This window comes from Leeuwenhoekiella nanhaiensis (genome assembly GCF_002744755.1).
In the GTDB taxonomy this organism is placed as follows: Bacteria; Bacteroidota; Bacteroidia; order Flavobacteriales; family Flavobacteriaceae; genus Leeuwenhoekiella; species Leeuwenhoekiella nanhaiensis.
In genome coordinates this window covers 61,287-77,055 of the sequence record NZ_KZ319290.1, presented here as the reverse complement: position 1 = coordinate 77,055, position 15,769 = coordinate 61,287, and the positions used below count along the sequence as shown (strand labels likewise).

General features: G+C 38.8%; 7 protein-coding genes. All 7 read left to right on the top strand.

The genetic code is table 11. The features are described from left to right. The first annotated feature begins 80 nt into the window (after positions 1-80). The 7 genes from CJ305_RS09135 (at position 81) to CJ305_RS09105 (ending at position 15,748) form a co-directional block, all read left to right on the top strand. Positions 81-3,299: a SusC/RagA family TonB-linked outer membrane protein gene (locus CJ305_RS09135; protein ID WP_099645969.1), complete on the top strand. Its 3,219-nt coding sequence runs from the start codon at positions 81-83 to the stop codon at positions 3,297-3,299. A 32-nt stretch (positions 3,300-3,331) separates the two neighbouring features. Further along, positions 3,332-5,017 carry a SusD/RagB family nutrient-binding outer membrane lipoprotein gene (locus CJ305_RS09130; protein WP_099645968.1) on the top strand — a complete coding sequence of 562 codons (1,686 nt, stop codon included), beginning with the start codon at positions 3,332-3,334 and terminating at the stop codon, positions 5,015-5,017. A gap of 14 nt (positions 5,018-5,031) precedes the next feature. Continuing rightward, a complete protein-coding gene (locus tag CJ305_RS09125) occupies positions 5,032-5,955 on the top strand; it encodes a hypothetical protein (RefSeq protein WP_099645967.1) in 924 nt (307 codons plus the stop codon). A 91-nt stretch (positions 5,956-6,046) separates the two neighbouring features. Beyond that, on the top strand, positions 6,047-9,385 hold the full coding sequence (locus CJ305_RS09120; RefSeq protein WP_099645966.1) for a VCBS repeat-containing protein: 3,339 nt from the start codon (positions 6,047-6,049) through the stop codon (positions 9,383-9,385). Between the two features lie 55 nt (positions 9,386-9,440). Beyond that, positions 9,441-10,187, top strand: coding sequence for a hypothetical protein (locus CJ305_RS09115; RefSeq protein ID WP_143469367.1), 747 nt, complete (start codon positions 9,441-9,443; stop codon positions 10,185-10,187). A gap of 755 nt (positions 10,188-10,942) precedes the next feature. Then, positions 10,943-14,146, top strand: a complete 3,204-nt coding sequence (locus tag CJ305_RS09110; RefSeq protein WP_099645964.1) for a SusC/RagA family TonB-linked outer membrane protein — start codon at positions 10,943-10,945, stop codon at positions 14,144-14,146. A 6-nt stretch (positions 14,147-14,152) separates the two neighbouring features. After that, positions 14,153-15,748 carry a SusD/RagB family nutrient-binding outer membrane lipoprotein gene (locus CJ305_RS09105; RefSeq protein WP_099645963.1) on the top strand — a complete coding sequence of 532 codons (1,596 nt, stop codon included), beginning with the start codon at positions 14,153-14,155 and terminating at the stop codon, positions 15,746-15,748. Positions 15,749-15,769 lie beyond the last annotated feature (21 nt).

Below are 15,769 nucleotides of genomic sequence, written 5' to 3'. Positions count from 1 at the left end.
TTTTAACTTAATTTAACTTTTTTTTGATGTTTTGTAAAAATATTGCAACTTAGCCCTGGCTAATTCAAATAATTCAAAACATGAAAAAACGTTTACAGGGATTACTAGTACTATTTGCAGTATTAGTTGTGCAGATATCATTTGCACAAACAAAAACAATTACCGGTACTGTCGTTGACAATGATGGTGTACCCCTTCCCGGGGTAAATATTGTTGTTCAAGGCACCAGTACGGGTACTCAAACTGATTTTGATGGTAAGTATACCATTCAAGCAGATCCAGGCGCTATACTTTCATTCACTTATGTTGGGTTTGCTCCGCAAAGTGTCAAAGTAGGAGCAGAAGAAACTATCAACATCACAATGCTACAAGGTGAATCACTTGAAGAGGTAGTCGTAACCGCTCAAGGTATTCGCCGCGAGAAGAAGGCCTTAGGTTATTCGGTATCTTCAGTAGGATCAGACCAATTAGAACAACGATCTGAAGGAGATGTCGCCCGCGTACTATCTGGTAAAGCATCAGGTGTAACCATAACAGCCGCCGGTGGTATGTCTGGGTCTGGTACGAATGTGGTTATTCGTGGATTGAGCTCATTTAGCGGGAGCAATCAAGCGCTTTTCGTAGTAGATGGTATTCCATTTGCAAGTGACACTAATGCGTCTGGCGACTTTATTTCAGGTAACACTGGTTCTTCTCGATTCTTAGATTTGGATCCTAATAACATCGCCAATGTGGAGGTCCTTAAAGGTCTGGCTGCAGCAACGTTGTACGGAACACAAGGTAAGAATGGGGTTATCCTCATTACAACCAAAGCTGGAGCAGCAAAAGCAGGTAAGAAAAAAACAGAAATTACGGTGTCACAAACTTATAACACCCTAGAACTTGCTTCTTTACCTGATTATCAGAATGAATATGGTAATGGCTTTGACCAGTCTTTCGGTTGGTTCTTCAGTAACTGGGGGCCTAGTTTTAGAGAAGGAGGCGTATCTGGTTGGGGTAATCAACCAGCTATTGACGAAAACGCAACACTTGAACACCCTTATTCAACAACAGCTGTGGCTGCTACAAGGGCTGCATTTCCCGAATTACAAGGAGCACGCTACGACTGGAAACCTTACAATTCTGTTGAAGAATTCTTCAGTCCGGGTTATTCCAGTAATACTTCCGTAAACATCAATGGAGCTTCTGCTGATGGAAAATCCTCTTTCAATGCTAATTTAGGGTATTTAGATGAGGAAAGTTTTGTTCCTGGCAACTCGCTGACCCGTACCAATTTTTCCGTTGGTGGACGATCACAGCTTTCTAACAAGTTCACAGTTTCAGGAACTATGAATTATTCAAGGACCGACTACAGCACTCCTCCTGTAGCAGCGAGCCGAGGTAATGGTACACTGGGTCTTTCTCTTTTTGCCAATGTGTTCTTTACACCGAGAAGTGTTGATTTAATGGGGCTACCCTTTCAAAACCCTATAGACGGCTCAAGTGTGTATTATCGAAACGGGAACGACATCATAAATCCGCGATGGATAGGTGCCAACATAAAAAACACACAGCTAACTAATCGCGTATTCTGGAACGCATCTGTGAGTTATGAAATCAACGACAATCTTGACCTTACGTATAGAGGTGGAGCAGATTTTTATAATGAGCGAAATGTTCAATACTCTAATAAAGGAGGTGTAGAGTTTACCGGAGCCATCTTTGGTTATTTAAACACCTACGATAACAATAACATTATTTGGGATCATTATGCTGCTCTTAATGGGGCATATGATCTTTCTGATAAATTAGGAATGACCTTTAACGTGGGTGCTACTACCAGATCTACAACATTTGATCAACAAGGAGTTGCAAGTACAGGTCAAATTGTATTTAATGTTCAAAGGCATTTTAATTACGCAAATCAAACACCGATACAGTTTACTGAAAAGCGAAACATCGTAGGTGTTCTAGGTCAAGCTACTTTTGATTATGACAATTTCCTATTCTTAACAGCCTCTACCCGAACAGACTGGGTTTCTAACCTCACGACAGAGAATAATAGCCAGTCCTATCCTAGTGTTAGTGCATCCTTTTTACCCACATCTGCATTTCCATCGCTAAAATCTGATGCATTAAATTACTTGAAACTAAGAGTCGGACTTGGGCAATCTGCAACGTTCCCTACAGGATATCCAACTGTTGGTATTGTTGAGCAAAACACTCAGGTATATGGAGATGGCGGTGGAATAACCACAAACCAAATTGCCGGCTTCCGCGCAAACCCTGATCTAAAACCAGAACTCCTTTCAGAATATGAGGTAGGTTTTGAATCACGTCTTTTGGATAACCGTGTATCTTTCGACTTTACTTATTTTGACCGAGTAACCAAGAATCTTATTGTAAGAGAGCCCTTATCACCTTCTACAGGTTTTACCTTCACACAAAGTAATGTTGGTGAAATCCAAGGTGACGGTATTGAGATTGATGCTTCTATAGACTGGATTAGAAGCGCTGATCCAACTGGCTTCAACTGGAAAACTCAGGTAAACTTTTCAACATACAACCCAGTTGTAACTGAACAAGAACAGGACGCTATTATCTATGCAGGAAGTACTCAATTATTCATAGGGGGTAATGCAGCTATTAAAGGGCAACCGCTTGGAGCAATTGTAGGTACAGCAATTGACCGCGATGAGAATGGTAATTTCCTCATTAATTCTGCAGGTAATTACGTTATTTCAGAACAAGATAATGATGGCAACATACCGGTAATTGGGGATCCAAACCCGGACTACACGATGAACCTGATTAATACACTATCCTATAAAAACTTTAACTTAGGTTTCCAGTTTAGTCATATAAAAGGAGGTGATATTATGTCAAGCACGATAGGTGTGTTACTAGGTAGAGGTTTGATTACAGAGACTCTTAACAGAGAGAACACTTATATTTTACCAGGGGTAAGTCAAAGTACTGGCGAGCCTAATAATGTTCAAATCAATAACTCTACGTATTATTTCAACAATTTACTTTTTGGCCCTGCAGAGCTCAAAGTATATGATGCCTCTGTATTAAGATTGCAAGAACTATCTTTTGGTTATACATTCCCAAGCAAGTTTTTGGATAAAACTCCGTTTGGTGCGCTTTCAATTACTGCACAAGGATTTAATCTGTGGTATGACGCATATAATACTCCGAAGGGTGCAAACTTTGATCCTAACGTACAGGGTGCTGGTATTGGTAACAGTCAAGGTTTTGACTTTATTAACGGCCCCAGCGCAAGAAGATATGGTTTGAGTATTAAAGCCAGTTTCTAAAAAACGCACACTAATTATATAGTATATATATTATGAAAAAAAGATTTAAATATATTTTAATTGTTCTGGTAACGGCAGGGTTTATAAGCTCTTGTGAGCAAACAGACCTCGATTTGCGTGTTAGCCCGAACGATTTAGCAGCGGATCAAGCTGATCCAAACCTTGTTCTCAATGCGATTCAACTGGCCTATGCCTCAAACATGTATGCCATTGGCGACTTAGGTTCTGAGTTGACTCGAATTGATTATATGTTCGGAAGAGATTATTTCAATAACTATCCCGGTAACACATTTAGCGCTATTTGGGCACGCACCTATAGTAGTGGCACTAACATTCCAGGACGTGGAGTTGCTGTTGGAATCTTTTCCAATGTTGCCGCTTTAGAAGATATTGATGCAAATTCAGACATTGACTATTCGTTTCACGTAGGTGTAGGAAAAACTTTAAAAGCTCACATGCTAATGCTTTTGGTTGATTACCTCGGAAAAACAGCATTATCTGAAGCCGGAAATGCCGCTGAATTTCCAGCACCGAATCTTGATGAAGGGGAAGCGGTATATCAAGCTGCATTATCATTACTAGATGATGCTGAAGCACTTTTTACAGATAGCGCAGGACCTCAGGGTGCATCAGACCTTTTTTACGACGGAGATCTTGACAAATGGCAAAAGCTCGTGAACACCATTCGCTTGAAAGCTTATGTTACTACTGGAGATGTAGCCTCTTTTAACACAATTGTAAACTCTGGTGACTACATTTCAAGCAATGAAGACGACTTCCAATTTACTTATGGCTCAAGTGAATTGCAGCCGGATACCAGACATCCTGATTACGCCAGCGATTACACCCCTTCAGGGGCTAACATCTATCAGTCCAATTGGCTTATGGAAACCATGTTAGATAATAATGATCCTCGTATTAGATATTATTTTTACCGTCAGGTAGATGAAACTCCAGGTGCTGACGCAGACCCAAATGAGGAAACCCTAGCTTGTTCTCTTGTGACTCCGCCCCAGCATTATGTAGACGGAAATTACACTTATTGTAGTGTTGGCATGGGTTACTGGGGACGTTCTCATGGGAATGACGAAGGAACTCCTCCTGATAACTTTTTAAGAACGGCTGTAGGCGTTTACCCTGCAGCAGGCCGCTTTGATGATAACAGTTTTGACGTTGTTGGCCTTGGTTTAGGAGGCGGAGGTGCAGGAATTGAACCTATAATACTTAGTGCCTACGTAGATTTTTGGAGAGCAGAAATCGCTGCTATGCAAAATCAACCCGCAGCAAATGTTGCAGCTCTGATTCGCTCAGGTCTTGAAAAGCATATAGATAAAGTCATGTCGTTTGGTTCATTAGATCCTGGTGCTGATCTAAATTCATTTGCCCCAACTTCCAGTGAGGTTGATGACTATTTACAAGGCATTGAAGATAGCTATGTAGCAGGCACATCAGAAGAGCAAATGAATATTTTAGGAGAGCAATATTTCATAACACAGTACGGTAGCGGTACTGAGGCCTACAATTTTTACAGAAGAACAGGCTACCCCACTACAGTTCTCCCAAGCTGGGAACCAGATCCGGGCGCATTTCCAAGATCTTTTCTATACCCGCAAAATGAGGTTATCACAAACCCTAATTTAGATCAAAAGCAAACATTAACCGAGCAGGTTTTCTGGGATACCAACCCTCCTAGCCCTACCTTTCCAGTTGCTAACTAAAAACAGAAGTACTTATGAAAAAATTCAATAAATATTTAATTATTCTTTTGTCACTCTTGGGCATCGGCATACTTTCATGCGAAGATGGAGATAATGTGATCGATCAGGTAGTGGCAGACACCACCAGAGGCGCTGTTTTGAGAACAATAGACATTCTTGAAAACGAAGTACTGTTTAGCACCGGTTCGAGCTCGATTACAGGAGGTGGCTTCGCAGTTATTATTGAAGAGCAGGATCTTGAGGATGGAGCTCTTCTATCGGAAGTAGAAGTGTACTTAGGATTCCGGGACAATACCGTAGATCCGGGTGCACAAGATTTTGACATAGCAGATAATGTGCTTTATGAGACCATCCCTGCTTCCGCATTTACCGAAGGTGAGTTTGGCTTACCTCGTTATGAATTTGCTGCTACTGCCAATGAAATTCAAACGGCCTTAGGACTTAGCGGAAGTCAAATCTTTGGCGGGGATCAGTTTTTAATACGCTTTGAAGTGGTATTGACCGACGGCAGACGTTTTTCGTTTAAAGATAACTCAGGTACGCTAACCGGGTCATTCTTTTCGTCTCCATTTCTGTATACTGCAAATATCGTTTGTTCACCGTCTACCCCAACAGCAGGAACGTGGACTTTTACGACCACCGATTCTTATGGCGATGGCTGGAATGGCGGTAGTCTTTCCGTAGTTCTAGATGGAGGTACTGCAATAGAAATTACAAATACCGATCCCGGAGGACCCTATCCAACTGAAGTGACTCAAGTCTATACGCTTGAAGTGCCCACAGGAACTTCTACCATATCTATCCAGTACAATCCTGGAGACTTTGACGAAGAGGTTACTTTTACAGTTGTTTCTGCCAATGGAAACACAGTGATTGATGCAGGACCAAATCCCGCAACAGGTGTTGAATTGCTAGATTATTGCCCAGATAATCTTTAAAAAAAGCTTGTTAAAAATAACGGCTCATCAAACTATTTTGTTGAGCCGTTTTTTTTTCTCTATCAATTGATGAAATCATTTTAATTTCCCTATGAAAAAAAATGTCTACGTTCTCAGTATGATTCTAGCTCTCCTGCTATTATGTTGTAAAGATCAAACCCCTCAGAAAACAAAATCGAAAGAGCCCCTACAGTCAAGCACATTTAAAGTTTTTGAAAAAGTAAGCCCAAAACAAAGTAAGATTTTCTTTTCAAATAAAATTGAACCCAATTTAAATAGTCTAAACAACTTATTTGATTTTGACTATTTCTACAATGGTGCAGGTGTAGGCCTGGCAGACCTGAACAATGACAATCAATTAGATATTTTTTTCTGTGGAAATCAGGCAGAAAACAAACTCTATTTAAACAAAGGCGATTTAGTATTTGAGGATGTCTCTGAATCAGCCGGTATTAATATTGGGAAAAATTGGTCTAACGGTGTAACTTTTGTAGACATAAATCAAGACGATTTATTAGATATTTATGTAAGTCAAGGCGGACCCAATCAGCGCTATAACCGAAAAAATCTACTCTATGTAAATCAGGGTAATGGTAAGTTTGAAGAGCAAGCAGAGTCTTATGGTCTTGCAGACATGGGCATAAGTACCCAATCAGTATTTTTTGATTACGATAAGGATGGAGACTTGGATTGTTTTGTTATGAACGAGGCTGAGCTTTATGGCCTGGGGCCTGTTGCCCTACTTAAAGAAAGTCAAAAAAATGACGAGTCTAAATACTTCAACAGCTCTCATTTGTATGAAAATAAGAATGGAAAATATGTTGATGTAACTGAAAAGGCTGGTTTACTTCAACCCTTATTTGGGTTAGGTCTTTGCGTAAGTGATATCAACAACGATGGCTGGATGGATATTTATGTTGCCAGTGACTACTATATACCCGATGCACTATACATAAACACAAAGAACGGTGGTTTTACCAATGCTATCAAGCAATTTACCAATCAGACATCCTATTACGGCATGGGTGTAGATATCGCCGACACTAATAATGACACCCTTCAAGACATTTTTGTTTTAGACATGGCCTCAAGCGACCACATTAGATCTAAAACGCTAATGGCTTCAATGAACACATCACAATTTGATTATTTGGTCAATGAAGCAGGATTTCAGCATCAATACATGTTCAATTCCTTACAACTCAACAGAGGTTTCTCCAAATTTGATAACGTTGCACATCTTACACATACAGCAAATACAGACTGGAGTTGGTCGGTACTCATGATGGATTTTGATATGGATGGAGATAAAGACATTCATATAACAAATGGGTATAGACAATATGCCTTAGATAACGACCTTCAGAACAAAGTGGTTGAGGCCAAAATAAAGTTTAGAGGGCAGGTTCCACTTGAAGTAAAACAAGACCTATATAACTCCATGCCTTCTGAAAAGTTGCAAAACATTCTTTATGAAAATAAGGGATTATTAGACTTTGAGGAAAATGCTTTAAGCTGGGGTTTGGATGACTATACCTTTAGTAATGGTGCTGCAGCGGGAGATCTTGACAATGATGGAGATTTAGACCTAGTAGTTAACAACATAGACGATACCGCTCTGATCTATCAAAACAAAACTCGCGAATCACAGGACAGACATTTTTTAAAAATCAAGGCCGTAGCTGGTGCTAATTCTGAATCGTTTCCAAAGATCACCCTTCATTACTCAGGTAAAACACAGTTTGATGAGAGTAAAAGAGTGCGTGGCTATATGTCGGCTCAGGAAAATATTTCCTATTTCGGATTAGGGAAACATCAAATTATAGACACCATAAATATTCTTTGGCCCAGTGGTAAATCTCAAAGAATATTAAATACTCCCGTAGATACATTATTGGTTATCAATGAAGAAAATGCAATACTTCGCCCCTCTCACCAAACAACTCCAACCCTTTTTGAAAGGCAAGAACTGGTGTCATTAGGATTAGATTTTGCTCATAAGGAAAATGACTATGATGATTTTATAAAAGAAATACTTTTACCCTATAAACAATCTACTCCGGGACCATTCATCACTTTAGGCGACATCAACAATGATGGTTTAGAGGATATTTTTATAGGAGGAGCGAGTGGACAAGCAGGTGGTATTTTTGTTCAAAGTGATACAGGCTTTAAACAGATGAGCGTTCCAGCCTTAATTGAAGATAAAGGTTTTGAAGATATGGAAGCCTTGTTTTTTGACTATAATAATGATTCGTATATGGATCTTTATATTGTAAGCGGAGGTAATGAATTTGACCAGGATGCTGCCTATACAGACAGGCTTTACATAAATCAAAAAGGTCAATCCTTCAAGCGGGCAAAGGATATCATCACAGGCGAAGCTGCAAATGGTAGAGCAGTGGCCAAAATCGATTTTGATAAAGATGGGGATGACGATTTAATTATTGGAAATCGCATTATACCCCAAAATTACCCTGTACCTATGGCTTCACAAATTCTAGAAAATGATAATGGAGTATTTAAAAATGTTACAGAAAAAGTAGCACCAGATCTGAGCGAGTTTGGGATGGTCAATGATATTTTTGTAACCGACTACAATTCAGATGGGGAGCCTGATTTTATCGTGGTGGGCGAATGGACTGATATTGGCTTTTTCAAAAATAACAACGGAAAATTTGAAAAAACCTCACCAATAATAAACAACCCAACCAATAAGGGATGGTGGTTTTCCATTACGCAAACAGATATCAATGGAGATGACAAACCAGACTACGTCATTGGTAACGTAGGTGAAAACATAAAATTCTCTGCTAGTCCAGAAAAGCCTTTTAAAATTTATACGGACGATTTTGACAATAATGGAGTACCAGATATTGTTTTGAGCAAAAAGTACAAGGGAACATATGTACCTGTAAGAGGCAGGGAATGTAGCTCTCAGCAAATGCCATTTATAAAGGAGAAATTTCCAACCTACTCGTCTTTTGCTCACGCATCTTTAAAAGATGTGTATGGCGATAAACTTGAAAAATCATATGTCTCTGAGGCAACAGAATTTAATTCTGTCATTTTAATCAACCAGGGAGAATCCAAATTCAAAAAACAAGCTCTTCCTAAAGAAGCCCAAATATCACCTATTTTGAGCGGAGTATCTTATGACATAAATGGGGATGGCTTCGAAGACCTTATACTAGCAGGAAACTTGTATGAAACAGAGGTCGAAACTCCACGCTTAGATAGTTTTTGTGCAACGGTATTAATCTCCGACAGGGATCAAAATTACACTCCATTGCAGCCCTATAAGACAGGGCTTTATATGAATGGCAATGTAAAAAACATCCAACATATGAAGTTTCAGGATAAAGACTTATTACTATACAGCCGCAATAATTCAAAATTAGGCGGATTTTTTCTATCAGATCAAGAATAACAAAAAACCAAAAAAGTTTTCAATTAAAAATCGTAAGTTTAATAAAATGAAAATTATGAAAAAATTCATCTACTTAAGCCTTATATCCTTAATTACTAGCGGGTTGTACGCGCAATATGCGGGGCAACCTAATGTCACCAATTCGTATGCAAATGGGAATGTCCAAGCGCTGGTTAATCAAGCTAGTGGTGGTATTAAAGGTCAAAATGAACGACTTGCGGAGATGACCGGTATTGATGAATTTTCTGGTTCTCCGTACGCAACTAATGAATTTAAACCTACCGCTATTTATTACGAAGCAGAAAAAGTAGGTGAGGTATATTATCGCTACAATGCACACAATGAGGAAATAGAAATTAAGCAAACCCTTCTGCCAGAAGAGGAATTTTCGGCACTCAGCAAAGACAAGTCTGTTTATATCATTGCCGACACCTATAAATTGAGTTTTAAAACCTTTACAGACAAGAGTAATAATACTCTCAATGGCTATTTATATACGCTGCTTGAAGGCGAAAAATACGATCTCTTCAAAAGAATTAATGTGAAGTTCACTCCGGGACAAAAAGCTGAAAATACATTTGTAAAGGCCAAACCTAATAGATTTTCCCAATTTACAGAGTATTATATTCAAGAAAAGGGTGTGAATCGAATTGATGAAATCCCCCTTAGAAATAAAAAGTTCACACGTATGTTAAGTAAGAAGGATAGAGAGAAAGTCGATACCTATTTAAAAAATCAGGATTTGAATATTAAAAATGAAGAAGATCTAATTCAAGCTATCGAAATGCTCAATAACCAGTAGTTAAACCTATGCGTACCTAGAAAATTAATCTCCTACGTTAATCATCAATTAATTGTTCAATAATTATTATAAACAATAGAAGTAAAAAAATTTGTCATAAAGCCTAAACCACCCAAAATGGGTGGTTTTTTATTTCTGTACATAGAAGACAGGGACTCCAGACTAAACCAAAGCAATCAGCTCTGGTACGGAAACTACTACGATTCTAAGAAATTTAAGCCACCAACCACTTATTGATAATTTAATAGACAGAAATATAATACTACGGCTTAAAACCTAGTACAAACAGTTAATCGAATTCAGGCAAGCAAAAAGTCCTCACTTGCATTATTATTTAATAGGTAAATGGCAAAAATTTAAAATGCGTTAATCTTAAAACTAGCAGATGAAATATCCAAAGAAGTTTGTGCAAAAACTATAAATAGATTCCTAACGAGAAACTTAAAAATTGAAATAAGTTAAACCTATTAAGATTTCAGTCTCGTTAGACTACATATATCTAAATTTTCCGACAAAAATTATGTGAAAAAAACATCTTCTACGCTGACAATCAGTAATTACTGAGCTATTCAAAAAAAATTAAAAATCCTACAAAAATTATATTAATTTCGGGTTTAATGTTAAATAAAACATAGTAAAATTAACATTTTGCTGATTTTATTTCAATAACTAATCAAAACTTTATCATAATAAAATTGGTGTTTTATTATAATTTATACAAATTCGCAACTGGCAAATTCAAATAAATAACAAACATGAAAACTAAATTTAGTGGATTGCTGACGCTCTTATTGGCGTTGGTCGTGCAAATTTCATTTGCACAAACAAAAACAGTTACCGGAACTGTTACTGACGGGAGTGGTGTTCCACTACCCGGTGTTAACATTTTGGTACAAAACAGTACTACTGGAACGCAAACAGACTTTGACGGGAACTACAGCATTGAGGTTGCTACAGGTGAAACACTTGTATTTTCCTATGTAGGTTTCCAAGAAGAACAACGTGTTGTTGGCGCCTCCAGCACAATCAATGTTTCTTTACAAGCTGGTGAAGCTTTGGAAGAAGTGGTTGTTACCGCTTTAGGTATCTCAAGAGAGAAAAAATCTCTGGGTTACGCTACACAGGAAGTAAGCAGTGAAGAATTAACAGAAACACGTAACACAAACGCACTTAATGCCCTATCAGGTAAAGTTGCCGGTGTGCAAATTTCAAACGCTACAGGTAACCTTGGGGGATCTTCACGTATTGTAATTCGTGGTATTGGTTCTATTACTCAGGAAAACAGACCTCTTATTGTAGTTGATGGTATTCCTTTAGACAATAGTAATTACAACTCATCAACTACCCAAGCCGGTGGTGGTGGTCGTGATTTTGGTGATACCGGTTTTGACATTAACCCGGATGACATAGCCAGTATGAACGTGCTTAAAGGTGGTGCCGCAGCAGCACTTTATGGTTCACGAGCATCCAATGGTGTTATTCAAATCACAACCAAATCTGGAAAAAAAGGAAAAGGTGAGGTAGTTGTAAACTCAGGCATCACCTTTGAAGAAGTTAATATTCTACCTAAAGTTCAAAAGCTCTATGGTGGTGGTGGTGGTAACTTTACCATTGGTGATCAGGGTGGTTTTAACCAGGCTACCATAAATGGAACTACTTTTGATGTAGTTGATTTCGCCACTGATGAATCATGGGGGCCGCGTTATGAAGGACAACAAGTATTGCATTGGGATGCATTTGACCCTGAATTTGAAGATGACTATCTTCAAACACGACCCTGGTTGTATCCTGAAAATGACGGGAGTACCTTATTTCAAACCGGATATTCTTACAACAATGGTGTAGCATTTTCACAAGGTGGTGAGGATAGCAATATGCGTATGTCAATAAACAACACGCAAACTGAAGGTATTTTACCAAATACCAAACTGAACAAGACGTCGGTTAATTTTAATGGATCAACAAAAATTGGAGACAAATTAAAAGTAGATGCCTCTGTAAATTTCACCGTAACAGATGGTTTCAACAGACCGGCAGTGGGTTATACAGGAGAAAGTGTTATCCTGCAATTGTATCAATTTGGTCAAACCTCTTTAGACTACAACCGTCTTCAGGCTTTCCAAACACCTGACGGACGTCAAAGAACCTGGAACCGTATTTCAGCTACAAACCCACTTCCTAGATATACCGATAACCCATACTGGGTACTCAACAAGAATACAGCGGAAGATAAAAGAACACGTTGGTACGGTACTGTAGGTGCTACTTATAATTTCACTGATGAGTTATATGCTGTTGCTAAAGTTTACGGTGACACGTATGACTTCAGAGTTAATCAAAGAACTGCAGTTGGATCTCAGGCTCTACCGGGTTATTCTGAGTCTGATCGTGATTTCCAAGAAATTAACTACGAAACACGTGTACATTTTGATAAAAATGTGTTTGACAATAAACTTAGCATAAACGCATTTGTGGGTGGAAACAGACGGGTCAATGAATTTCACGCTCTTGCATCATCAACAAATGGTGGCCTCGTTGTTCCTAATTTTTATAATCTGAGTAATTCGGCTGAAAATCCAAGTGTTTCCGAAACAGATACACAAAGACAAATCAACAGTTTATTTGGTTCTGTATCTTTAGGCTATGACAATTTTGCTTACTTAACCGTAACAGGTCGTAACGACTGGTCTTCTACGCTGCCAGCAGATAATAACTCGTATTTCTATCCATCATTCAGTGGTAGTTTTATCGCTTCTCAATTTATTAATGCTGACTGGCTATCTTTCCTAAAGCTAAGAGCTGGTTATGCTGAGGTTGGTAGTGATACAGACCCTTACCAATTACGAAATGTATTTATAGGTGATGATCCATTTCTTGGGAGCGTTCCTTTCTCTTTGAATAACAGTAACAAAAATTCAGAATTGAGACCAGAAGATAAGCGCACTTATGAATTTGGTGTAGAAGCATCTTTCTTCAACAGACGCTTAGGTTTTGACATTACCTATTACAATGAATTAACCAAAGATTTGATCACTCCGGTACAGGTAGATCCTTCAACAGGTTTTACCTCAACTGTTCTTAATGCAGGTGAATTAGAAAATAAGGGTATTGAACTTCTTGTTAATGCTACACCGCTTATGACAGATGACTTTAGCTGGGATGTGACCTTTAACTTTGCTAAAAACGAAAACACCTTGTTGAGTCTTGCGGCTGGTCTGGAAACTTTGCAGATTGCACGATTCCCATTTAATGGTGTTTCTCTAAATGCAGTTGTTGGTGAGCGTTATGGTCAGATTAGAGGTACTAACTTTGTTTATGACGATCAGGGCAATAAAGTTGTAAATGATAACGGTAGCTATGCAGAAACACAGGATGTTCAGAACTTAGGTTCCATTCTACCGGACTATAATTTAGGTATTCGTAACAGCTTTACCTATAAAGGAATCAGCTTAGGTTTCTTAATTGACCACCAAAAAGGAGGGAAATTCCGTTCGCTTACAAATATCTGGGGTAACTACTCTGGTATCTTAGAGCAAACTGCTGCTAACAATATCCGGGAAGAAGGTTTAATCCTTCCGGGAGTTACAGGTGATGTTACTTATAATGACGATGGTTCTTACACTGTAACTAACACTGCAGAAAATACCCAAGTAATCTCTGCGCAGCAATTTGGTACCGATTATTTCTTCGGAAATGACAACCAAAACGTTTTTGACGCTACGTATTGGAAACTTAGGGAGGTAACTCTAGGCTACAGCTTACCTAAAAAATGGTTAGGTAATGCTCTAAGCGATGTGCGTGTTACTGCATTTGGTAGAAACCTTCTTGTTTGGGGATTAGACAATGCAAACTTCGATCCTGAAGTTGCAACTTCCGGTAGTGGAAATATCCAGGGTTCTGAAGGTGGTTCTTTACCATCTACCCGCTCATATGGACTGAATGTTCAATTAAAATTCTAAAAGAAAATGAAAAATAAATTTATAATCTTATTGATGCTCCTTGTCTCTGCAGGATTTAGTTCTTGTGATGAGGGTCTTGAAGACGTGAACACCAATCCGAATGATCCGGAGGTTGTTCCTACTGGAAATATTTTTGCCTCAGCAACAAAAAGCTTTACCGATTTTAGTCGTGATGCTTTTAATGCCGGGCGATTAACTCAGGCCTGGGTACAGTACTGGGGACAGACTGCTTATGCAGATGAAGATCGTTACCTATACCGTGAAACGACTGCAGAAAGTATATATCAAAACACCTATTTAGCAGCATCTGATCTTAAAGCAATTATTGATTTCAACACCAATGAAGCTACACGTGATGACGCGGCTGCTTCGGGTAACAATGATAATCAGGTTGCCGCTTCAAGAATTATGCTTTCGTATATGTTTTACGAACTAACCAATTTCTTTGGGGATGTTCCTTATTATTCTTACGGATCAGACGATCCTGATTTCCAAGCTTTGGCTGTAGATCAATCTTTTGCACCTGCATTTGCCCCGCAAGAGAAAATTTATGCCGATATTCTAAAAGAGTTAAGAGAATCTTCAAACATGATCAACACCAGTGCTCCAGTATTTACCAGTGGTGATAACATTTTTGATGGAGATCCTGTTAAATGGAAAAAGTTTGCTAATTCTCTTATCCTAAGAGTTGCAAACAACCTTAGAGAAGTTGACCCTTCTACTGCTAACAGTGCAATAACAGCAGCTGTGCAGGCTGGTGTAATGACTTCTAACGAGGACAGCGCGATACAGAAATATGGCACAACAAATATTAATGCATCTCCTTACTGGATTGCCTTTGAAGTAGATGGCCGTACCGATTTTGCCGTAACCGCTCCATTTATTGATCTTTTAAAAGGAGAATCAGGAAATTTTGATCTTGACCCAAGACTTTTTGAAATGGCGGCTCCAATTTCTGCTACTATTGAAGAAGTGAAAGAGAGTTCTTATGAACCAAGTCAGGATCCTGATGACTATGTAGGTGCACCATATGCTTTTAGAAATATGAACAACCTGCCTTTTGATTCCTACTCATTTATGAGTGGTAAAATACTTAAACCAGACTATGGCGAAGTATTGATGGAATATGCAGAAGTTGAGTTTATTCTTTCAGAGCAGAATGGCTTTGATCAGGAAAACTACGAGGATGGTGTACGTGCATCTATGGAAAGATGGGGAGTTGCAGCTGCTGACATTGACGCCTATGTTGCTACTCTTCCTGCTGCAAATGAAGAAAATGTATTGACTCAAAAATACATAGCTCTTTATATGCAACCTCATACCGCCTATGCTGAATACCGTAGAACCGGCTTCCCTAACACCTTATTATTACCAGGTGATATGGTAACGCTTCCACAAAATCAAATTGAAGCTCAGGCCCCTGCAAACCGAATTGAGTCTTATACATTTGTTTCTGGTGTAAACGGTGTTACTGACTTACCATTCCGTTTGAGATATCCACAGATTTTACAGACGCTGAACAGAGAAAATCGCTCAGCTGCTGCTGCAGATCTAGATAATGGTGATACCATTTTAAGCAAATTATTCTGGGACGTTAACTAATCTCAGGTTTAAAATAGCCTA